18 protein-coding genes are annotated in these 19,752 nt (G+C 76.3%); 8 read left to right on the top strand and 10 right to left on the bottom strand.

Going from position 1 to position 19,752, the window contains the following annotated elements:
• Positions 1-20: 20 nt before the first annotated feature.
• The gene (locus tag ACI8AX_RS14780; protein ID WP_456550590.1) at positions 21-1,166 is read right to left on the bottom strand and encodes a thiolase family protein; all 1,146 of its coding nucleotides are present in this window, start codon (positions 1,164-1,166) and stop codon (positions 21-23) included.
• A gap of 78 nt (positions 1,167-1,244) precedes the next feature.
• Here ACI8AX_RS14780 and ACI8AX_RS14775 point away from each other — a divergent pair, with 78 nt between their 5' ends.
• The gene (locus tag ACI8AX_RS14775) at positions 1,245-2,267 is read left to right on the top strand and encodes a DUF2889 domain-containing protein (protein WP_456550589.1); all 1,023 of its coding nucleotides are present in this window, start codon (positions 1,245-1,247) and stop codon (positions 2,265-2,267) included.
• Between the two features lie 17 nt (positions 2,268-2,284).
• On the opposite strand, the gene ACI8AX_RS14770 is transcribed toward ACI8AX_RS14775, so the two are convergent.
• The gene (locus ACI8AX_RS14770; RefSeq protein ID WP_456550588.1) at positions 2,285-3,460 is read right to left on the bottom strand and encodes a helix-turn-helix domain-containing protein; all 1,176 of its coding nucleotides are present in this window, start codon (positions 3,458-3,460) and stop codon (positions 2,285-2,287) included.
• A gap of 214 nt (positions 3,461-3,674) precedes the next feature.
• Between ACI8AX_RS14770 and ACI8AX_RS14765 the strand changes: the two genes are divergently transcribed.
• Together ACI8AX_RS14765 and ACI8AX_RS14760 are read left to right on the top strand one after the other, a co-directional pair.
• Entirely contained in the window at positions 3,675-4,445 is a 771-nt protein-coding gene (locus tag ACI8AX_RS14765; RefSeq protein ID WP_456550587.1) for a TetR/AcrR family transcriptional regulator, read from the top strand.
• A gap of 69 nt (positions 4,446-4,514) precedes the next feature.
• Positions 4,515-5,327 carry an acyl-CoA thioesterase gene (locus ACI8AX_RS14760; protein WP_456550586.1) on the top strand — a complete coding sequence of 271 codons (813 nt, stop codon included), beginning with the start codon at positions 4,515-4,517 and terminating at the stop codon, positions 5,325-5,327.
• Between the two features lie 82 nt (positions 5,328-5,409).
• Here ACI8AX_RS14760 and ACI8AX_RS14755 read toward each other — a convergent pair whose 3' ends face one another.
• A complete protein-coding gene (locus ACI8AX_RS14755; protein WP_456550585.1) occupies positions 5,410-6,582 on the bottom strand; it encodes a thiolase family protein in 1,173 nt (390 codons plus the stop codon).
• Between the two features lie 185 nt (positions 6,583-6,767).
• Between ACI8AX_RS14755 and ACI8AX_RS14750 the strand changes: the two genes are divergently transcribed.
• Positions 6,768-7,907 carry an enoyl-CoA hydratase/isomerase family protein gene (locus tag ACI8AX_RS14750; protein WP_456550584.1) on the top strand — a complete coding sequence of 380 codons (1,140 nt, stop codon included), beginning with the start codon at positions 6,768-6,770 and terminating at the stop codon, positions 7,905-7,907.
• An 87-nt stretch (positions 7,908-7,994) separates the two neighbouring features.
• On the opposite strand, the gene mftD is transcribed toward ACI8AX_RS14750, so the two are convergent.
• The gene (gene mftD / locus ACI8AX_RS14745) at positions 7,995-9,242 is read right to left on the bottom strand and encodes a pre-mycofactocin synthase MftD (protein WP_456550583.1); all 1,248 of its coding nucleotides are present in this window, start codon (positions 9,240-9,242) and stop codon (positions 7,995-7,997) included.
• Between the two features lie 198 nt (positions 9,243-9,440).
• On the opposite strand from mftD, the gene ACI8AX_RS14740 reads away from it, so the two are divergent.
• The 4 genes from ACI8AX_RS14740 to ACI8AX_RS14725 all read left to right on the top strand — a co-directional run bounded on the left by ACI8AX_RS14740 (position 9,441) and on the right by ACI8AX_RS14725 (position 13,163).
• Positions 9,441-10,685: a CoA transferase gene (locus tag ACI8AX_RS14740; protein WP_456550582.1), complete on the top strand. Its 1,245-nt coding sequence runs from the start codon at positions 9,441-9,443 to the stop codon at positions 10,683-10,685.
• Positions 10,682-12,079 (top strand): amidohydrolase family protein, encoded by a 1,398-nt coding sequence (locus tag ACI8AX_RS14735; protein WP_456550581.1) that lies wholly within the window; start codon positions 10,682-10,684, stop codon positions 12,077-12,079. Before ACI8AX_RS14740 ends, ACI8AX_RS14735 begins: the two co-directional genes overlap by 4 nt.
• Before the next feature lie 96 nt (positions 12,080-12,175).
• On the top strand, positions 12,176-12,703 hold the full coding sequence (locus ACI8AX_RS14730; protein WP_456550580.1) for an FAS1-like dehydratase domain-containing protein: 528 nt from the start codon (positions 12,176-12,178) through the stop codon (positions 12,701-12,703).
• Positions 12,704-12,728: 25 nt separating this feature from the next.
• The gene (locus ACI8AX_RS14725; protein WP_456550579.1) at positions 12,729-13,163 is read left to right on the top strand and encodes a MaoC/PaaZ C-terminal domain-containing protein; all 435 of its coding nucleotides are present in this window, start codon (positions 12,729-12,731) and stop codon (positions 13,161-13,163) included.
• 57 nt (positions 13,164-13,220) lie between these two features.
• Here ACI8AX_RS14725 and ACI8AX_RS14720 read toward each other — a convergent pair whose 3' ends face one another.
• The 6 genes from ACI8AX_RS14720 to ACI8AX_RS14695 all read right to left on the bottom strand — a co-directional run bounded on the left by ACI8AX_RS14720 (position 13,221) and on the right by ACI8AX_RS14695 (position 19,684).
• Complete coding sequence (locus ACI8AX_RS14720; protein ID WP_456550578.1) at positions 13,221-14,033, bottom strand: mycofactocin-coupled SDR family oxidoreductase; 813 nt, start codon at positions 14,031-14,033, stop codon at positions 13,221-13,223.
• A gap of 115 nt (positions 14,034-14,148) precedes the next feature.
• Positions 14,149-15,360 carry an NAD(P)/FAD-dependent oxidoreductase gene (locus ACI8AX_RS14715; RefSeq protein ID WP_456550577.1) on the bottom strand — a complete coding sequence of 404 codons (1,212 nt, stop codon included), beginning with the start codon at positions 15,358-15,360 and terminating at the stop codon, positions 14,149-14,151.
• Between the two features lie 20 nt (positions 15,361-15,380).
• On the bottom strand, positions 15,381-15,908 hold the full coding sequence (locus tag ACI8AX_RS14710; protein WP_456550576.1) for a DoxX family protein: 528 nt from the start codon (positions 15,906-15,908) through the stop codon (positions 15,381-15,383).
• Between the two features lie 106 nt (positions 15,909-16,014).
• Positions 16,015-16,323 carry a hypothetical protein gene (locus ACI8AX_RS14705; RefSeq protein ID WP_456550575.1) on the bottom strand — a complete coding sequence of 103 codons (309 nt, stop codon included), beginning with the start codon at positions 16,321-16,323 and terminating at the stop codon, positions 16,015-16,017.
• 113 nt (positions 16,324-16,436) lie between these two features.
• Positions 16,437-17,888 carry an NAD-dependent succinate-semialdehyde dehydrogenase gene (locus ACI8AX_RS14700; RefSeq protein WP_456550574.1) on the bottom strand — a complete coding sequence of 484 codons (1,452 nt, stop codon included), beginning with the start codon at positions 17,886-17,888 and terminating at the stop codon, positions 16,437-16,439.
• 140 nt (positions 17,889-18,028) lie between these two features.
• On the bottom strand, positions 18,029-19,684 hold the full coding sequence (locus tag ACI8AX_RS14695; protein WP_456550573.1) for a thiolase C-terminal domain-containing protein: 1,656 nt from the start codon (positions 19,682-19,684) through the stop codon (positions 18,029-18,031).
• Positions 19,685-19,752: the final 68 nt, after the last annotated feature.

Below are 19,752 nucleotides of genomic sequence, written 5' to 3'. Positions count from 1 at the left end.
CTTTCGCGCGCGAAGTGCTCTCAGAGGAGCTCGAAGATCGTGGCGTTGGCCTGGCCGCCGCCCTCGCACATCGTCTGCAGGCCGTAGCGGATGCCGTTGTCGCGCATGTGGTGCACGAGCGTGGTGGCGATGCGGGCGCCGGAGCCGCCCAGCGGGTGGCCCAGCGCGATCGCGCCGCCGTTCGGGTTGAGCCCCTTGGCGTCGGCGCCGACGTCGGCCAGCCAGGCCAGCGGCACCGGCGCGAACGCCTCGTTCACCTCGAAGGCGCCGATCTCGTCCAGCGACAGCCCCGACTTCCGCAGCGCCTTCTCCGTCGCCGGGATCGGCGCGGTCAGCATCATCACCGGGTCGGCGCCGGCCAGCACCGCGGTGTGCACCCGCGCGATCGGGGTCAGCCCCAGCTCGCGGGCCTTCTCGCTCGTGGTCATCAGCAGCGCCGCCGACCCGTCGGAGATCTGCGAGGAGTTGCCGGCGGTGATCACGCCGCCCTCGGGCTTGAACACCGTCTTCAACCCGGCCAGCACCTCGGTCGTCGTCCCCGGGCGGATGCCCTCGTCCTCGCTGACCACCGTGCCGTCGGGCAGCGTCACCGCGGCGATCTGCCCGGCGAAGCGGCCCTCGGCCCGCGCCGCGGCGGCCTTCTCGTGCGAGGTCACGGAGAACTCGTCGCACTGCTCGCGGGTGAGGCCCCACTTCTCCGCGATCATCTCCGCACCGACGCCCTGGTTGGGGAAGACGCCGTAGCGGGCCGTGAAGGCCTCGCCGAAGGGGTCCATGTCGATCAGCGAGGAGCCCATCGGGACCCGCGACATCGACTCCACCCCGCCGGCCACCACCACGTCGTACTGCCCGGCGACCAGGCCCGCGGCGGCGAAGTGGATCGACTGCTGGGACGACCCGCACTGGCGGTCGATCGTCACGCCGGTCACCGACTCCGGCCAGCCCGCGGCCAGCGCGGCGGTGCGGCCGATGTCGAACGTCTGCTCGCCGACCTGGCCGACGCAGCCCCAGATCACGTCCTCGACCTCGGCGGGGTCCACCCCGGCCCGCTCCACCAGCGACCGCAGCACGTGCGCCGACAGGTCGGCCGGGTGCACCCCCGAGAGCCCGCCCTTGCGCCTTCCGACCGGGGTCCGGACGGCCTCGACGATCACCGCGTCGCGCATGTTCTCTCCTCTTCGAGATGTCGTGGGGGTCACTGTACGGTCGGCCGCGACCCTGCCCGGCGCCGGCGGAGGAGCCGCATGAGCAGCCCGACGACCCCCGTCCCGGACCTCCCGACCGGCCTGCCCGACCCCGCGCGCGGCACCCCGCCGCGGGCGCCGGGGTCGGTCCGCCGGACGGCGACCACGGAGATCGTCCGGCCCGAGGGCCCCGCCGGTCCGCTGCTCCTGCACGGCGCCGCCCGGGACCTCGCCACGGCCGCCGACGGCACGCCACGGGTGCTCGGCGAGGCCGCGGCGACGACGGTGGTGCGCGAGGGCCGGGTGGCCGGGGTCCGCACCACGCCCCCGGTCGAGGGGACGGCGGAGCTGGTCGGCGTGCGCGCCGGGTCGGGGTTCCGGACGGCGCTCGACGCGGCCCTGCCGCGCGAGCGCGCCGACCGCTCGCCGCTCTTCCTCCTCCTCGACGACGTGCCCGTGACCTCGCTGATCTCCGGCTACGCGCTGCTCGTGGAGGGCTCCTCCCCCGCCGGCCCGGCCGGACCGCGCGCCTCGTCGGGCCTGGGCGCCTCGGCCGGCATCTGCTCCGGCTGGCGCGAGGACGGCACGATGATGGTGCACATCCGCAGCCGCGGGTCGATCCCGCCGATGCGCGGCCCCGCCGCCCCGGACCTGCGGACGGCGGACGCGCACGGCTGGCACGCCTTCGCCCCGCTCGCCCCCGGCCACATGCGCCGGCACCGCCGGCTGGACGTCGCCCCCGACCCCGCCGACCCCGCCGTCGTGCTCGTCGACGCGATGTTCCGCGACTCCTACACCACGCTCGCCGGCACCGAGACCGTGCTGCACGAGTACGACGTGCGCGCCCGCGTCGACCGGCGCACCGGCACGGTGCTGGAGGCCACGGCGCTCCCCCGGGTGCTGCCCTGGGAGGAGTGCCCGGCCGCCGCGGCGAGCGCCGGCCGGCTGGCCGGCACGCCGGTCGCCGACCTGCGCACGCGGGTGCGGGCGGAGTTCGGCGGGACCAGCACCTGCACCCACCTCACCGACGCGCTGCGCGGGCTGGAGGACGTGGCCGCGCTGACGGCCGCCCTGCCCGGCTGAGCGGACCGGCCGCCGGGTCAGACCGCCGGCACGAACCCGCGGGCCAGCCGGGCCAGCCGGTCCGGCGGCAGCTGGTGCAGCAGCTCCAGGCGCTGGCACGCCGCGCGCCCGGGGACGGCGACGCCGCGCTCCCAGGACCGGACGCGGCGGCCCGTCGTCCCCAGGCGGCGGCCGAGCTCGGCGGCGGAGAGCCCGGACGTCGCCCGCAGCGCCTCCAGGACGGCGGGCAGGTCCGCGGGCACCCAGGCACGGCGGACGAGGATCGGCGGCACCGGCACCTCACCGGCCCGCAGCACCTCGGCCAGCGGACGGCGGTAGCAGCGGGCCAGCGACCGCGCGGCGGCCAGCCCCGGCCGGCGGCGGCCGTGCTCGTAGCGGCGCAACGTGCGGACGCTGATGCCCACGTGGTGTGCCGCCTCCTGCTGGCTCATCCCGGCGGCGGTGCGCAGGCGGGCCAGCGCCGGGATGGTGTCGGCGCGCGCCACCGGGGTCGCTCCCCGCTCGAGCAGCTCCGGCGCGGAGAGGCCGAGGACCTCGGCGACCCGCTCCACCCGGTCCTCCGGCACCCGGGTGCGCCCGTTCTCCCAGCGGTGCGCGGTGGTCGAGCCGATGCCCACGGCCGCGGCGAACTCCCGCTGGGTCCACCCGGAGGCCCGGCGCAGGGCGCCGAGGCCGGGCAGGGCCGCGCCGTCCCAGCGGCCCGCCGGGGTGTCCTCGAGCAGCGCGTCCAGCCGCTCGGGCGCGACCCGCAGCACCCGCGCCAGCGCGGGCCGGTGACCGGGGCTGGGCCGGCGGCAGCCGTTCTCCCAGCGCGAGACGCTGGCCGGGGTCACGCCGACCCGGTTGGCCACCTGGGTCATGGTCAGCCCGGCGGCCAGCCGCGCCCGGCACAGCGGCGAGGCGTGCCGGCCGCCGGAGGTCCGCTCGGTGCGCACCCGGTCCTCGCCGGCGATCGCCCGCGCGGTCAGGTCGTCCCAGCCGAACAGCCGGGCGAGCGCCCCGAGCTGCAGCGGCTGCGGGCGCCGGCCGAGCTCCCAGTTGCGGACGGTCGTGCGGGCGACGCCCAGCCGGCGGGCGAGGTCGCCGTGGGTCAGGCCGTGCGCCGCGCGCCAGTCCCGGACGTGGGCCGCGAGGGTCGGGGCGGCCGACACCGGCACGACGGGCTGCGGAGGCGCCCAGGGGGAGGCGGTCACGGCTGACCTCGCTCTCGGGGAGGGGACGACGTCCCGGACGGCGGACGGCACCCGCCTGCACGTGCTTACCGTAGACGTTTCGACAACTATCACACGGAAGTGCCGGAGGGGAAGCGTCACGCGCTCGACCGCAGGTGGGGCGGCCGCTGTCGAGGCCGGGGGCGGGGGCGGGCCGGACTAGGCTGAGCGGTAGTCCTCGGAAGGGAAAACCGGCGTGTCGTCCACCCCTGCTCCCCAGCCCCCGCCGCGCAAGCGCCGCGCGCGGGGCTCGATCAGCGCCGGGGAGATCCTGCAGGGCGCCTACGACCTCGCCTCCGAGGAGTCGCTCGAGGCGCTGAGCATGCCGCGGCTGGCCCAGCGGCTCGACGTCGGCGTCACCAGCATCTACTGGTACTTCCGCAGCAAGGACGAACTGCTCGACACCCTGGCCGAGCGGGCGATGGCCGAGTTCGACCGGCGCATCGACATCCCCGACGACCTGCCGTGGGACGAGTACCTGCGCACCTACTTCCGCCGGCAGCGGCGGATGTTCCGCGAGCACCCGCTCCTGTGCGACCTGGTCGTGCTGCGCGACTCCAGCACGCCGGAGGGCGACCGGCTGTCGGCCGAGCGGATCGACCGGGTGCTTCAGGTGCTGGTCGGCGCCGGGTTCGCCCCGGACGAGGCGATGAACGCCTACGCCGCGCTGTCGGTCTTCACCCGCGGTTCGGCGGCGCTGGCCCGCGTCGCCGGGGAGGGCACCCCCGCCGCCGAGGTCCCCGCCGGGCCGTTCGAGGAGCCGCCGCGGCTACGGGTGCTCCCCCGGCTGGAGCGGCCGCACCTGCTGGCCATGACCGGCGACGAGGAGTTCGAGTTCGGGCTGGAGAACACGCTGCGGGGGCTGCGGGCGCGCCTGGCGGAGCTGCTGGCCGGCGAGCCGTGCCTGGACGCCTCCCGCGAGCGGCCGCCGGCGGAGCACCAGCCCGAGCCGGCCGCCGGGCGCTGACCGCCGGCCCCGGCCGCCGGTCCCCAGGCACCGGACGCCGGCCGCCGGGCGCCTGGTAGGCCTGTCGGGGTGACCGACATCCTCGACGTGCTCACCGTCGAACGGCTCGACACCGACGTGTTCCGGGGCCACCCGGTGCCCACGAACATGGCCCGGACCTTCGGCGGGCAGGTGGCCGGGCAGGCGATGACGGCCGCCGTCCGCACCGTGGACCCCGCCCAGCCGGTCCACTCGCTGCACGGCTACTTCCTGCGCCCGGGCCGGCCGCAGCAGCCGATCCTCCTGCTGGTCGACCGGCTGCGCACCGGCCGCGGGTTCAGCGCGCGGCAGGTGACCGCCGTCCAGGACGGGGAGACGATCTTCTCGATGTCGGCGTCCTTCCACGCCGGGGACGCCGGGCCCGAGCACCAGGAGGCCGCGCCCGTCGTGCCGCGCCCGGAGGAGCTGCCGCGGGTCGACACCCTGGGCGGGGCCTTCGCCGCGGAGTGGCCCAACTGGGACGCCGTCCCGGTGCCCGAGCCCGAGGCCGAGCGCGTGCCCGGGCGGCCGCGCCAGCTGTTCTGGGTGCGCTACCGCGACCGGCTGCCCGACGACCCGGCCGTGCACGTCGGGGCGCTGACCTACCTGAGCGACATGTTCCTCATCGGGACCTCGAGGAGCCTGCACGGCTCCGAGCCGGGCCTGCAGTTCGCGACCCTCGACCACGCGCTGTGGTTCCTGCGGCCGTTCCGCGCCGACGAGTGGCTGCTCTACGACCAGGTGGCGCCGTCGGCCGGCTCCGGGCGCACCTACAACCAGGGCCGGATGACCGACCTGCGCGGCCGGCTGGTGGCGACCGTCGTGCAGGAGGGCCTGATGCGCCGCCCCCGGACCCGGACCTGAGACGAGGTGCCCCCCGGCACCTGGAACGGCCCCCTCGCAGGGGCCCGGCGCGAGCTCGCGAGCGCCGGGGGGCGAGGGGGTCCTACACCTCGACGAGCACGGCGCCGGACATGCCGCCGCCGGCGCACATGGTGGCGACGCCGTAGCCGCCGCCCAGCCGGCGCAGGTCGTTGACCAGCGTGGTGAGCATGCGCGCCCCGGAGGCCGAGATCGGGTGCCCGAGGCTGCAGCCGCTGCCGTGGACGTTCACCCTGTCCTCGTCGATGCCGAGCAGCTTGCACGCGGCCACCGGGACCGAGGCGAAGGCCTCGTTGATCTCCCACAGCGCGATGTCGGCCACCGACAGGCCGGCCTTCTCCAGCACCTTCGGGATGCCGTCGAGCGGGGCCATGCCGGTGCGGCGGGGGTTGGTGCCGGTCGAGGACCAGGCCTTGACCGTGGCCAGCGGGGTGAGGCCCTCGGCGGCGGCCAGGTCGTCGCTGACGAGCGTCAGCGCCGCGGCCGCGTCGTTGACGCCGCTGGCGTTGCCGGCGGTGATGGAGAAGCCCTCGATCTCCGGGTGCAGCACCTTCAGCGAGGCGAGCTTCTCCATCGTGGTGTCGCGGCGGGGGTGCTCGTCGACGGCGAAGTCGACGTAGCTGCCGTCCTTCTGCAGCGCCTTGACGGAGACGATCTCGTCGGCGAGCAGGCCGGCGTCGATCGCCTCGACGGCCCGCTGGTGGGAGCGGTATGCCCAGGCGTCCATGTCCTGCCGGGTCAGGCCCGCCTCCTGGGCGGTGTTCCAGCCGACGGTGATCGACATGTCCCGGCTCGGCGCGTCGGGGGCGTCGGGGTGGATCGGCGGGAACCACGACTCGACCTGGTCGACGGTGCCCGGCACCCGGCGGGAGAACATCGGCGACAGCGACGAGGACTGCACGCCGCCGGCCACGATCGCGCGGTCCATGCCGGAGCGGATCTGGGCCGCGGCGATGCCGACGGCGGTCAGGCTGCCCGCGCAGTGCCGGTTCACCGCGACGCCGGGCACGTGCTCGAGCCCGGTGGCGATGGCGGCGTACCGGCCGACGGCGGCGCCGCCGTACAGCGACTCGGCCCAGACGAGATCGTCGACGAGCTGCGGGTCGAGACCGGAGCGCTCGATCGCCGCGGTGAGGACCGTCTGGGTCATCTCCTCGGACGTGGTGTCGGCGAGGGTGCCCTTGCGGGCGGTGCCGATCGCGGTTCGGACTGCGCTGACGATGACGGCCTCGGGCATCGGTACCTCGATGTGCTCAGGGAGACGAACGGGTCTGCTGGACGGGTGCGCGGGAGCCGGCGACGTCCCGGGGCCCGTCTCGCAATGTAGAACGGCTTACGGTACGCAACAAGCAACCTCCTCCGGCGGCTCGCACGCCGCCGGGGACGACCGACCGCCGCGCCGATCCGACGAGGAGCGACGACATGCACGCCAGCGCCCCCGCAGCGGACGGCGACGCCGACGGCGACGGCGTCCTCCGCGCGGCTGCCGTCCGGGCCGCCGACCTCGCCGGCGCCCCTCCCCCGCCGCTGGCCCTCGACGGCGCCGGCCGCCCGGTCGACCCGCTGCTGCTGGTCGACGCAGGCGAGTTCACCGCCCTGCCCGCCGACGCCCGCCGCCGCGCGGTCACCGCCCTGCGCGGCAGCCGGCGGTGCACGGTCGCGCTCGCCGGCGGTCCCGAGCGGGTGCCCGGGGAGCTGGCCCAGGCCGTCGACCTCTGCCTGACCGCCGACGGCCCCGGCGACGCCCGGACGGTCGCCGTCCCGGACCTGGCCGCGGCCGTCACCGCGCTCGCCGGGCGCTTCGCCGCGACGCCGCTCGCCGCGCTGACCTACGTCTGGCTGCTCCGGCAGAGCGCCGGCCTGCCGGTGCCGGCGGCGCTGAGCGCGGAGTCGGCCGCCTACTCCACCCTGCTGGCCGGCCCGGAGTTCGCCCGCTGGCTGGCCGCACGAGGGCCGGCCCGCGAGCCCGACGACCGCACGCACCGGGTCGTCTCGACCCGGGTCGGGGACGTGCTGCACGTGCGGCTGGACCGGCCGGCCCGCCGCAACGCCGTCGACGCCGCCATGCGCGACGCGCTGCTGGCCGCGCTCGCCCCGGCCGAGTGGGACCCGCACCTGCTGGTCGAGGTCACCGGCGCCGGACCCTCGTTCTCCGCCGGCGGTGACCTGGACGAGTTCGGGTCCGCGCCCGACCCCGCCCGCGCGCACGTCGTCCGGCTGGGTGCCAGCGTCGCCGAGGCGGTGCACCGCCTGCGCGACCGGGTGACCGTGCGCGTGCACGGCACCTGCCTGGGCGCGGGCTTCGAGCTGCCCTGCTTCGCCGGCCGGGTGCTCGCCGCCCCGGACACGCGGCTGGGCCTGCCGGAGCTGGCGATGGGGCTGATCCCCGGCGCCGGGGGCACCGTCAGCGTCGTGCGGCGGGCCGGCCGGTGGCGGACGGCGTGGCTGGGCCTCACCGGCACCCGGGTCGACGCCGCGACCGCGCTGGCCTGGGGGCTGGTCGACGAGGTCCTCGACGCCGCCCCGGTGCCCGCCGACAGCGTGCGGCAGCCGGCGCGCTGACCGGTTCTCTCCCGCGCGGACGACGACGGCGGCGGCACCCGGGGGTCCGGGTGCCGCCGCCGTCGTCGGGGCGGGCGGGGCGCTGCGTCAGCGCGGGCTGGCCTTCTCCCGCTGCGTCCGCCGGCCGGAGGTGCTCTCCGTGGCCGCCGCGAGCGCGCCCTCGGAGCCGAGGTGCCGCTCGAAGCCGGCCGGGACCACCAGGTCGTCGCGGGACAGCTCGCTGATCGAGGGGTGCCCGAGACCGATCAGCGCCGACCCGAGCCCGTCGCGCAGCAGGTCCAGCACGTTCTCGACACCGGCCTGGCCGTTGGCCGCCAGGCCCCACAGGTAGGCGCGGCCGATCATGACCGCCTTCGCCCCGAGCGCGAGGGCCTTGGCAACGTCGGAGCCGCGGCGGATGCCGCCGTCGAGCAGTACCTCCACCTGGTCGCCGACGGCCTCGGCGATCGCGGGCAGCGCGCGGATGGAGGCCGGCGTCCCGTCGAGGTTGTTGCCGCCGTGGTTGGACACCGAGATGGCGGTGGCGCCGGCGTCGATCGCGCGCCTGGCGTCGTCGACCCGCATGACGCCCTTGAGCATGAACGGCGCCTCGGGCCACAGGCCCCGCAGCCAGGCGACGTCCTCCCAGGTCGGCATCGGCGACTGCATCCACTGGCCGTACGCGCCGAAGAACGTGGGCGCCGGGTCGCCCGGGGTGGCGACCATGTTCGGGACCGTCAGGTCCGGGATGCGACCGGTCTTGGCGAAGTCCCACAGCCAGGCCGGCTTCAGCGCGACCTGCGGCGCGTACCGGCGCATCGCCTCGAAGTTGATCTTCTCCGGGATGTAGGGGCTGCCCCAGTCGCGGCCGTAGGAGAACGACCAGTCGAGGGTGGCGATCAGCCCGGCCGCGCCGGCGCGCTTGGCACGCTCGACCTTGGCGGCCATCGTGTCCCGGTCGCCGACCCAGTAGAGCTGGAAGAAGGTCTTCGGGTTGGCGGCGACGACCTCCTCCATCGGCTTGCTGGCCATCGAGGACAGGCCCATGGCGGTGCCGCGGGCGGCGGCCGCGCGCGCGACGGCGACCTCGCCGTCGGGGTGGACCGCCTGCACGCCGGTGGGGCTGATCATCACCGGGAGGGAGAGCTCCTGGCCCATGACCGTGGTGGCCATCTGCTTGGCGTTGGCCAGGCCGGCGGTGTGCGGCGCGAACCCGATCTCGTCGAACGCCGCCAGGTTGTCGGCGGCGGTCAGGCCCTTCTCCGACCCGGCGACCAGCGCGCCGTAGACCCCCTTGGGCAGCCGGCGCTTCGCCCTGCGCTGGGCCTCCGCCACGGTCTCGAACCACTTGCCCACTGCACACCCCTCGTCGGTCGGCCGGGGCCCTCGTCGGCCCGCATGGCACTGAGTGTCACGGTAGAGACGCGGGCCCGCCCCGTCCAGACGTCGCCGGCCGGCGGACTCCCCCCACGGGGCCTTGTCCGTCCGCAGGGGTGTCGTTAGCGTCGCCCTGCTCCACCGCACAGACCCCCGCTCCCGACCGCCGAGGACGCCGTGCCCCCGCCGACCGACTGGGCGGCCGGCGGCGTCGTCGCGCTGACCGGCTCTCCCGACGGCCCGCCGCTGGTCCCCCCGGGCCGGGCCGCGACGGTCGCCCGGGAGCTGACCGGGCGGATCGCGGCGGCCACCGCGGGCACCGCGCACCCGGTCCGGCTCGACGGGGCGCGCCTGCTCGCCGAGCGGGCGGCGCTGACCGGGCACCGCCGGCGCGGGCGGGTCTCCGCCGGGGGGAGCTGCCGGCTGCTGCCGACCCGCGACGGCTGGGCCGCCGTCTCCTGCGCGCGCCCCGGCGACCCGCTGCTGCTCGGGGCGCTGGTCGGGCAGGAGCTCCCCGCCGACCCGTGGCCCGCGGTCGCGGCGTGGGTCCGCGCGCACCCCGGCGAGGAGCTCGCCGCCCGCGCGGAGCTCCTCGGCGTCGCGGCCGGTCCGGTCCGGCCGCCGGAGGCCGCGCCGCCACCCCTCCCCTCCCTGCCGGCGCGGCCGGTCGAGGGCCTGCTCGTCGTCGACTTCAGCGCGCTGTGGGCCGGGCCCCTGGCCGCCTCGCTGCTCGGCCTGGCCGGCGCCCGCGTGGTCAAGGTCGAGGTGCCCGAGCGGCCCGACGGCGCCCGCCGCGGCGACCCCGCCTTCTACCGGCTGCTGCACGCCGGGCACCGGTCGGTGCTGCTCGACCCCGCGACGCCGGGGGGCCGGGCGGCCCTGCGCGCGCTGGTCGACGCCGCCGACGTGGTGATCGAGGCGTCCCGGCCCCGGGCGCTGGCCGGCTTCGGGCTCGACGCGGAGGCCGCCGTCGCGGCCGGCACCACCTGGATCTCGCTGACCGCCGCCGGCCGGGCCTCCCAGCGGGTCGGGTTCGGCGACGACGTCGCGGCCGCCGCCGGCCTGGTCGCGCGGGACGCCGACGGCGACCCGGTCTTCGTCGGCGACGCCATCGCCGACCCCCTGACCGGCCTCACCGCCGCCGCCCTGGCGATGACCGCGCCGGCCGACGGCTCGGGCGTGCTGTGGGACGTCGCGATGGCCGACGTCGTGGCGGCCACGCTGACCGGCGCGGACACCGGCCGCCCCTCCCCCGCCGCCCGCCGCGACCGCGGCCGCTGGGTCGTCGACACCCCCGGGGGCGCCGTCCCGGTCGAGCCGCCGCGGCCGCGGCCTGCCGGTGGGACCCCGGCCGGGACCGCGCCCGAGGCCGGCGCCGACACCGCCGCCGTCCTCGCCGAGCTGGGCATCGCGGCGCCGTGAGCGGCCTGCTGTTCCGCGACGCCACGCTGCTCGACGGCCGGCGGGCCGACGTCCGGGTGCGCGGCGACCGGGTCGCCGAGGTCGGCGCCGGCCTCGACCGCGACGGCGAGGAGGTCGTCGCGTGCGGCGGCGGCACGCTGCTCCCGGGGCTCACCGACCACCACCTGCACCTGCACGCCCTGGCCGCCGCCGCGCGCTCGGTGCCGTGCGGCCCGCCCGCCGTGACCTCGCGCGAGGCCCTTGCCGCGGTGCTGGGCGCGGCCCCGGCCGGGGAGGACGGCTGGGTCCGCGGCACCGGGTACGACGCGTCGGTGGCCGGCGACCTCGACGCCGGGGCGCTCGACCGGCTGCACGGCGGCCGTCCGGTGCGGGTCCAGCACCGCAGCGGCGCCCTGTGGGTCGTCAACTCCGCCGGCGCCGCGGTCCTGGACCTGGCCGGCGCGGCCCACCCGGGGGTGGAGCGGGACGCCGCCGGGCGTCCCACCGGCCGGCTGTGGCGCGCCGACGACTGGCTCCGGTCGCGGCTGGGCGGGGACCGGCTGCCCGACCTCACCTCCGTCGGTCAGCGGCTCGCCCGGCTCGGCATCACGGCCGTCACCGACGCGACCCCGGACCTCGCCCCGGCGGCGGTGGCCGCGCTGGCCGCCGCCCGGCGCGACGGCGCGCTCCCCCAGTCGGTGCACCTCCTCGGCGCCCCGCTCGGCGGCCCGCTGCCGGCCGGGCTCACCGCCGGCCCGGTCAAGCTGGTCCTGGCCGACTCGGGGCTGCCGGACCTCGACGCGCTCACCGGTCGCATCCGGTCCGCGCACGCGGCGGGACGCCCCGTCGCCGTGCACGTGGTGACCCGGGAGGCGCTCGCCCTGCTGCTGGCCGCGCTGGGGACGACCGGCACCCGCCCCGGCGACCGGATCGAGCACGGCGCCCTGCTGCCCCGTGACGTGCTCGCCGACCTCGCCCGCCGCGGGTTGCGCGTCGTGACCCAGCCGGGCTTCCTCGCCGACCGCGGGGACGACTACCTGCGCGACGTGCCGGCCGCCGACCACGACGACCTCTACCGCGCCGGCAGCCTCGTCGCGGCCGGCGTGCCGGTCGCGCTGTCCAGCGACGCCCCGCACGGTCCGCTCGACCCGTGGCGGGTCGTGGCCGCCGCGGTCGACCGCCGCACCCGCTCGGGCGCCGTCGTGGGGGCCGGCGAGCGGCTGGCACCGGCCGCGGCGCTGGCGGCGTACCTGGGCCGGCCCGACGACCCCGGCGGGCCGCCGCGGCGGGTGGCCGCCGGGGCCGCGGCCGACCTGGTGCTCCTCCAGGGACCGCCCGCCGAGGTCCTCGCCACGCCGTCCGCCGAGCGCGTCCGGGCGGTGGCGATCGCCGGCCGGCTCGCCCGGCGCCCCTGACCGCAGGCCGGATGGAAGCGCCTCGGTGACAACACTTGCGCATGTATCGTCCGATCGGGCCGGGAGCGCCGGCGTTCCGAGCGGAGGGAGCGGCACGTGGGTGACCTGGGACTGGTCCGGCCGGACATGGCGGCGATCGTCGGCCGGCCGTTCGGCGTCATGGAGTCCTATCCGGTGACCGCCTCCGACATCCGGCGCTGGGCGATCGCCGTCCACCACCCGGAGCCGCCGCCGGCGCACTACCTCGACCCCGCCGCCGAGGCCGAGGGCCGGCTGGTGGCGCCGCTGGACATCAACGTCTTCGCCTGGGCGGTTTCGCACCGCGAGCCGAACCCGAGGCAGATCGACGTGGACCCGGGGTACACGGCGGTCGGCGCGATGGAGCACAACCTGGGCGTGCAGCCGCCGGAGCTGTTCCGCGCGCTCAACGGCGGGCTGTCGGTCGACTACACCGGCGTCCGCATCCGCCCGGGCGACGTCGTCCGCTCGCAGACCCTGATCGAGCGGTACGAGGAGAAGGAGAGCCGCCTCGGCGCCATGCTCGTCACCCACAACGCCACCACGTGGACCAACCAGGCCGGCGAGGAGATCAAGACCGCCCGCATGGCCCTCATCCGCTACTGACGCCGCCGACCGCCGAGGAGCACCGATGACCGACGCCACCACGCAGGCGCCCGGGGAGTTCGAGGTCGGGGCCGCCGTCCCGCCGTTCACCCGCGCCGCCGGCTTCCACGCCTGGAACCGCTACGCCGCCGTGAACCACGAGTTCGTCGACATCCACATGGACGACGAGGCGGGCCGGGCCGCCGGCATGCCCGGGGCCATCGGCATGGGCAACCTGATCTGGGCGTGGATGCACTGCGCCGTCGAGCGGTGGATCGGCGACCGCGGCCGCCTCGAGCACCTCGAGTGCCGGTTCAAGCAGCCGGCGCTGAAGCAGGACACCATCACGGTCAACGGCACGGTCACCGGCCGCAGCACCGCCGACGACGGCAGCACCGTGCTCGAGCTGGAGCTGTGGAGCGAGAACCAGACCGGCACGCGGACCGCTCCCGGCTCGGCCCGCGTCCGGCTCTTCGCCTGACCCCCCGACGGCCGGGGGCCCCGGGCGGGTGCGCCCGGGGGCCCCGGCCGTCGTCGCTCAGCGGATCAGCGTGCCCAGGTCCACGGGCAGCTGGACGCCGGTCACGTGCCGGGCGTCGTCGGAGGCGAGGAACGCCACCGCGGCGGCGATGTCCTCCGGCTGGGAGATGAAGTCCGGCAGCGTCCCCATGAAGATCGGGCCCAGGGTGGCGGCGTTCTCCTGGATCAGCTGGCCCATGCGCGCCGGCTGCATGCCGGTCTGCACGCCGTGCGGGTGCACGGTGTTGACCCGGATGTTGTGCTGCCCGAGCTCGTTGGCCATCGACTTGGCCAGCCCGACCACGCCGTGCTTGCTCGCGGCGTAGTGGGCGAGGAACGGCAGCCCGCGCAGCCCGGCGACCGAGCTGGTGATGACGATCGAGCCGCCGGTGCCCTGCTCGATGAGCGTCGGCACGGTCGCCTTCATCGTGTAGAAGGTGCCGGTCAGGTTGACGTCGATCGTCTCCTGCCACTGCTCGACCGGGATCTCCCACGACCAGTTGGCCGGGCAGATGCCGGCGTTGGCCACGACCACGTCGAGGTGGCCGAACTCCGCGACGCCGTCGGCCACCAGCTGCTGCAGCGCGGGCAGGTCCCGGATGTCGGCCTTGCGGGCCAGGATGCGGCGGTCCTGGGCCTCGACCAGCCGGACGGTCTCCGCCAGGTCCTCCTCGGTGGGCCCGGCGTAGTCGGTCGTCTCGGCCGTGACGCAGTTGTCCAGCGCGATGATGTCGGCGCCCTCCGAGGCGAGCCGGACGGCGTGCGCCCGGCCCTGGCCGCGCGCGGCGCCGGTGATGAGGGCGACCTTGCCGGCCAGCCTGTTCGCGGTCATGTGGTCCTCCTGTCGTCGTCCGGCCGGGCTGTCCGGCCGGTGGGTGTGTGCAGACGGCGCGGTGCCCGCCCCCGGGGCGGGGGCGGGCACCGGTGGTCCGTGCGCTGTAGGGGGACTAGCCGACGGCGGTCGCCGCGTCGGACTGGGCGAGGACGTCGTCGCGGGACGCGCCCGCGGCGATCATGCCGCGGTAGCGGACCAGCTTGGCCGGGGCGCCGAAGCCCACGACGCCGACGAGCACCCCGCCGGCGAAGTAGCCGACCACGGTGCCCTTGACCGGGCCGCCGTCCATCCCGGTGCCGTGCAGCTGGGCGACCTCCTCGGCCAGGTCGGTCCGGCCGAGGGTCTGGATCTTCATGCCGAACTGGTCGGACCACACGTAGGGCACAGCCGGCGCGGGGGGCTCGGCGCCCAGCAGGTCGCACGCCACGACCGCGGACTGGTCGACCGTGGTGGTCCAGTGCTCGTTGCGGTGGTGGCGCCCGCGGGACTCGTCCCACCAGGCGGCGAGGTCGCCCAGGGCCCACACGCCGCTGGTGCCGAGCACCCGGCCGCTGGCGTCGCAGGCCAGGCCGTTCGCGGTGTCGAGCCCGGACCCGTCGAGCCAGGCCACGTCGGGCTGCGAGCCGATGCCGACGAGCACCAGGTCGGCGGTGACGGTCGACCCGTCGGAGAGCTCGACCGTGCGCTCGTCGACGAACCGGGTGATCCGGGTGTCGCAGCGCAGGTCGATCCCGGCCTCGGTGAACAGCCGGCCGGCCAGCGCCCCGACCTCCCGGCCCAGCGCCCGCTCCACCGGCACCGGCAGCGCCTCGAGCACCGTCACGCGCACGCCCTTGCCGTGCGCGGCGCAGGCGACCTCGGCGCCGATGAAGCCGGCGCCCACCACGAGCAGCGACGACAGCGAGTCGAAGGCGCTGCGCAGCGCGACGGCGTCGTCGAGGGTGCGCAGGGTGACGACGCCGTCGGGCTGGTCGGGCAGCCGGCGCGCGGTCACGCCGGTGGCCAGCACGACGGCGTCGCCGCGAACCGCGGTGCCGTCGTCCAGCCGCACCGTGGTGCCCTCGAGCCCGACCGCCCGCTTGCCGAACACCGTGGTGGCGTCGAGCTCGGCGAGGGCGTCGACGTCCCGGAGCGTGGCCTTGGCCGGCTCCCAGGCGCCGGTGAGGATCTGCTTGGACAGCGGCGGCCGGTCGTAGGGCGGGTGCACCTCCGCCCCGATCAGCGTGATCCGCCCGGTGAAGCCGCGGGTGCGCAGCTGCTCGACGGTCCGCAGACCGCCCAGCCCCGCACCGACGACCACGACGTGCTCCGGGGTCTCGGTCACTGCGTCGACTCCTCCCGGGATCAGGCCGCGACCGGCTTCGGCGCGGGCCTGCGCCAGAAGGTGGCCAGCTGGGCCGCGGCGCCGCCGAGGCCCAGCCCGGCGACGAACAGCGCGGCGCGCGGGCCGGAGAACCGGTCGGTGCCCAGGGCGCGGTCCACGCTCCAGCCGCCGGGGCCCAGGGCGGCGAGGGCGATCGACGCGACCGAGAGGTTGGCGACGTACTCCCAGCCCTCGGCGTTGATGAAGAAGCCGTTGGGGATGTGCACCGAGCGGGCGGCGACGGCGAGGGTGCCCACGACCGCGGAGGCCGCGAGCGGGGTGGCGGCGCCGGCGACCAGGGCGGCGCCCGAGCCGATCTCCACGACCGCGCTGGTGCGGGCCTGCAGCATCGGCTGCTTGAAGCCGATGCTGCCGAACCAGCCGGCGGTGCCCTTGAGCGTGCGCCCGTGCTTCACGCCGTGGGCGATCATCGTGCCGCCCACCGCGGTGCGCAGCAGGAACCGGGCGACACCCACCCCCGGCGTCTCCGTCCGAGTCGTGCGCGACATCGGACTCTCCTCTCTCACAGGGGCCGACGTCCCTCGGACGGCGACCGTGGTCAGGGTGGGGCGGCGCCCCGGCGGGGGCGGCGGGACCGGGGCCCCGCCGCTCCGCTCAGTCGGAGGCCGGCAGCGGCTGGGCGCTCTTCTGCGCCAGCGGGGTGCCGTTCACGGCGACGGCGTAGTCCCCCGGCTTCACGCACAGCAGCTCGAGGCCGAGGGCCTCGTCGGCGTAGCGCTTGCCCATGAGCAGGCCGTTGCCGGCCTCGCCCTGCGCGGTCGCGCCGGCGGCCGCGGTCTCCCCCGGCCCGGTCATCGGCGCGCCGCCACAGGTGACGTCCACGTCGCCCGCGGGCGCCCGGACGACGACCAGCGACGTCGAGTCCACCGCGCTGGTCAGCGTCTGTCCGACCTTCAGCTCCATCTGTCCACTCCTCGCTCCCGTACGGCTCGGCGGCCGTGCGACGTTCGGTTGCTGCGGCTGCCCCGCGGTCGGCCGGGTGGCGTCCCCCGGGGCAGAGTGTGACCCCTGCCGCGTCAGGGGACGACGAGCCCCACGAGCTTGACGTCGAGGTACTCGTCGATGCCCTGGGCGCCGCCCTCGCGGCCGAGGCCGCTGACCCCGACCCCGCCGAACGGCGCAGCCGCGGCGGTCGGGTTGATGTCGTTGACGCCGACGATGCCGAAGCGCAGCGCCTCCGAGACGCGCACCGCCCGGCCCAGGTCGTTGGTGTAGACGTACGAGGCCAGCCCGTACTCGGTGTCGTTGGCCCGCTGCACGGCCTCGTCCTCGTCGTCGAACGGGATGAGCGCCGCGACCGGCCCGAAGGTCTCCTCGCGGTAGATGACCATCGACTCGTCGACGTCGGCGACCACCGTCGGGGCGAAGAACTGGCCGCCGGCGAGGTCGCCCTCGGCCAGGCGGCTGCCCCCCGACAGCAGGCGGGCGCCCTTGTCCACCGCGTCCTCGACCTGGCGGGCGACCTTGTCCACGGCCGCCTGGTCGACCAGCGGGCCGATCGCCACGCCGTCGACGGTGCCGGCCCCCACCTTCATCTTCCCGACGCGGTCGACCAGCGCCCGCGCGAAGGTGTCGAAGATGCCCCGCTGGACGTAGATGCGGTTCGGGCTGATGCAGGCCTGGCCGGTGTTGAGGAACTTCACCAGCGCGGCGCCCTTGGCGGCGTGCACGGGGTCGGCGTCGTCGAACACGATCATCGGCGCGTGCCCGCCCAGCTCCATGGACACGCGCTTCATGGTGGCGGCGGCCCGGGCGGCCAGCGCCTTGCCGACCTCGGTGGAGCCGGTGAACGTCAGCTTCCGCACGACCGGGGAGTCGAGCAGCCGGTCGCCCACCGCCTCCGGGCGGCTGGTGGTGACCAGGTTCGCGACGCCGGCGGGCAGCCCGGCCTCGGCCAGGATCTCGAAGACGGCGACGGCGCACAGCGGCGTCTGCTCGGCCGGCTTGAGCACGCTGGTGCAGCCGGCCGCGACGGCGGGCGCGACCTTCCGGGTGATCATGGAGATCGGGTAGTTCCACGGCGTGATGCCGGCGACGACCCCGACCGGCTGGCGCAGCACCGACAGCCGCTGCTCGGGCCGCGACGAGGGGATCGTGCTGCCGTATACCCGCTTGGCCTCCTCGGCGAACCAGCTGAGGAAGTCGGCCGCGTAGCGCACCTCGTTGCGGGCGGCCTTGAGCGGCTTGCCCTGCTCGGCGGTCATGAGGCGCGCGAGCTCCTCCGACCGCTCGGTCATCAGCCGGTGGGCGGCCCAGAGGACCTCGGCCCGCTGGTAGGCGGTGGTCCGGCTCCAGGGGCCGAAGGCGGCCTCGGCGGCGGCGATCGCGCGGTCGGTCTCGGCGGCGCCGGCGTCGGCGGCCCGGCCGATCACCGCGCCGGTCGCGGGATCGGTGACGTCGAACGTGCGACCGTCGTCGGCCGGCAGCCACTTGCCGTCGATGAAGAGCGTGTCCCCGTCGTTCGTCATGCACCAGTCCACGTTTCGAGAAGCATCACAGCATCGGCAGCATACGGGCCCCGCACCCACCGAGGAAGGACCCCGCTGCCCCCCACGCCTCGCGGGCTCGGCGCGGGCCCCTGCACCGGGGCCGGGAAGCGGGGCCCGTCTCAGCTGTCCGTGCGCAGCAGCAGGACGCCGCTGGGGGTCAGCCCGCCGCTGCTGACGACGGCGACGCGGGCGCCCTCGACCTGGCGCTCGCCGCCCTCCCGGCGCAGTTGGGTCACGGCCTCGTGCACCAGCCCCATGCCGTGCGTGCGGCCGTGGCTGAGCTGCCCGCCGTGGGTGTTGAGCGGCAGGACGCCGTCCCGGGCGATGTTCTTGCCGCCGTCGAGGAAGTCCTTGGCCTCCCCCACGCCGCAGAAGCCCAGGCCCTCCAGCCACGACAGGCAGTTGAACGTGAAGCCGTCGTAGAGGAGCGCGACGTCGACGTCGTCGGGGCGCAGGTCGGTCCGCGTCCACAGGTGCGCCGCCGGGCCGAAGACCTGCGGCTCGTGCGTGGAGGTGCTCTGGTCCCACTCCATGCGCTCGACGAGCTGGGTGCCCACCGCCTCGACCCGCACGGGCGGCTTGGCCAGGTCGCCGGCGGCGTCGGCCGCCGACACGACCACCGCGATCGAGCCGTCGATGGGGACGTCGTTGTCGTACAGCCCGAACGGGGTCGTGGTGAGCCGGGCGCCGAGGTAGTCGTCCATGGTCAGCGGCTCCCGGTACACCGCCGCCGGGTTCAGCGCGGCGTTCGCCCGCTGGTTGAGCGCGATCCAGCCCAGCGTCTCCCGCGTGGCGCCGTACCTGTGCATGTAGCGACCGGCGGTCTGGGCGAGCAGGTGCGCGGCCGAGGTCGCGCCGAACGGCATCCCCCAACCCATGTCGCCGCTCATCCGGCCGCCCCCGGGGCGCAGGTAGCCCTGCCGCACCAGCGTCTCCTGGCTGGACTGCCACAGGGTGCGGAAGCACAGCACGTGGCGGGCCAGGCCGGCAGAGACGGCGAGCATGGCCGCGATGACCGAGCCGCCGGGGCCGAAGGTCTCGCCGCCGCCGTTGTACCAGGACGGGCGGATGCGCAGAGCCGCCTCCAGGGCGGTCACGCCGCCCTCGCTGAAGCCGCTCTCCACGCCGCCGCCGGGGTAGGTCGACAGGCCGTCGATGTCGTCCATCGTCAGCCCGGCGTCGGCCACGGCCTGGGTGCAGGCCTCGACGGTGAGCGAGAGCGGGTCGACCATCTGGCGGCGGGCGATCTTCGACGCCCCGATGCCGGACAGGACGGCGTCGTCCTCGAACTTGCGGGTGCCCAGCCGCGGGCGCACCAGCGAGCGCACCGCCTCGGCCGGCACCTCGTCCTCGGGCAGCGGGGCCGGCTGTGCCGGCTGCTCGGCAGCCGGGCGGAACAGCGGCAGCCAGACGTCCTCGTCCTGCTCGAAGACGACCTCCATGGCCATGCCCAGCTGCAGGTCGCCGGGCTCGGCCTCCACGACCCGGGTCGTGAGCTTGACCCGGGGGTCCTCCTCGAGCGCGACCTGCGCGACGACGTAGGGGTTGGTCAGCCCCGGATAGGGATAGTGGTGGTTGACCGTGAACCCGAACAGCGTGCCGCGGCCGGACACCTCCCGCACGGAGAGGTCGGTGCCCCGGCAGGAGGGGCAGGTCGGCTTGGGCGGGTGGACCAGGCTGGAGCAGGAGGAGCACTCCTGGATCCGCAGCCGGCCGTCGGCCCCGGCCTTCCAGTAGAACTCGGTCCACGGCAGCACCAGCGGCAGCAGCGCCATCGGGTGTCCTCTCTTCCTCGGGTCCGCTCCGGTGGGGTGGGGCACGCGCCGGGCACGGCCCGCCGCGG

Source organism: Blastococcus sp. SYSU D00813 (genome assembly GCF_054050735.1).
This window is presented reverse-complemented; position numbering and strand designations above follow the sequence as displayed.

Excerpts from the sequence above, each read along its gene's own strand:
- ACI8AX_RS14780 (WP_456550590.1), bottom strand. The coding sequence starts at position 1,166 with ATGCGCGACGCGGTGATCGTCGAGGCCGTCCGGACCCCGGTCGGAAGG.
- ACI8AX_RS14775 (WP_456550589.1), top strand. The coding sequence starts at position 1,245 with ATGAGCAGCCCGACGACCCCCGTCCCGGACCTCCCGACCGGCCTGCCC.
- ACI8AX_RS14755 (WP_456550585.1), bottom strand. The coding sequence starts at position 6,582 with ATGCCCGAGGCCGTCATCGTCAGCGCAGTCCGAACCGCGATCGGCACC.
- ACI8AX_RS14750 (WP_456550584.1), top strand. The coding sequence starts at position 6,768 with ATGCACGCCAGCGCCCCCGCAGCGGACGGCGACGCCGACGGCGACGGC.
- ACI8AX_RS14725 (WP_456550579.1), top strand. The coding sequence starts at position 12,729 with ATGACCGACGCCACCACGCAGGCGCCCGGGGAGTTCGAGGTCGGGGCC.
- ACI8AX_RS14720 (WP_456550578.1), bottom strand. The coding sequence starts at position 14,033 with ATGACCGCGAACAGGCTGGCCGGCAAGGTCGCCCTCATCACCGGCGCC.
- ACI8AX_RS14710 (WP_456550576.1), bottom strand. The coding sequence starts at position 15,908 with ATGTCGCGCACGACTCGGACGGAGACGCCGGGGGTGGGTGTCGCCCGG.
- ACI8AX_RS14705 (WP_456550575.1), bottom strand. The coding sequence starts at position 16,323 with ATGGAGCTGAAGGTCGGACAGACGCTGACCAGCGCGGTGGACTCGACG.
- ACI8AX_RS14700 (WP_456550574.1), bottom strand. The coding sequence starts at position 17,888 with ATGACGAACGACGGGGACACGCTCTTCATCGACGGCAAGTGGCTGCCG.
- ACI8AX_RS14695 (WP_456550573.1), bottom strand. The coding sequence starts at position 19,684 with ATGGCGCTGCTGCCGCTGGTGCTGCCGTGGACCGAGTTCTACTGGAAG.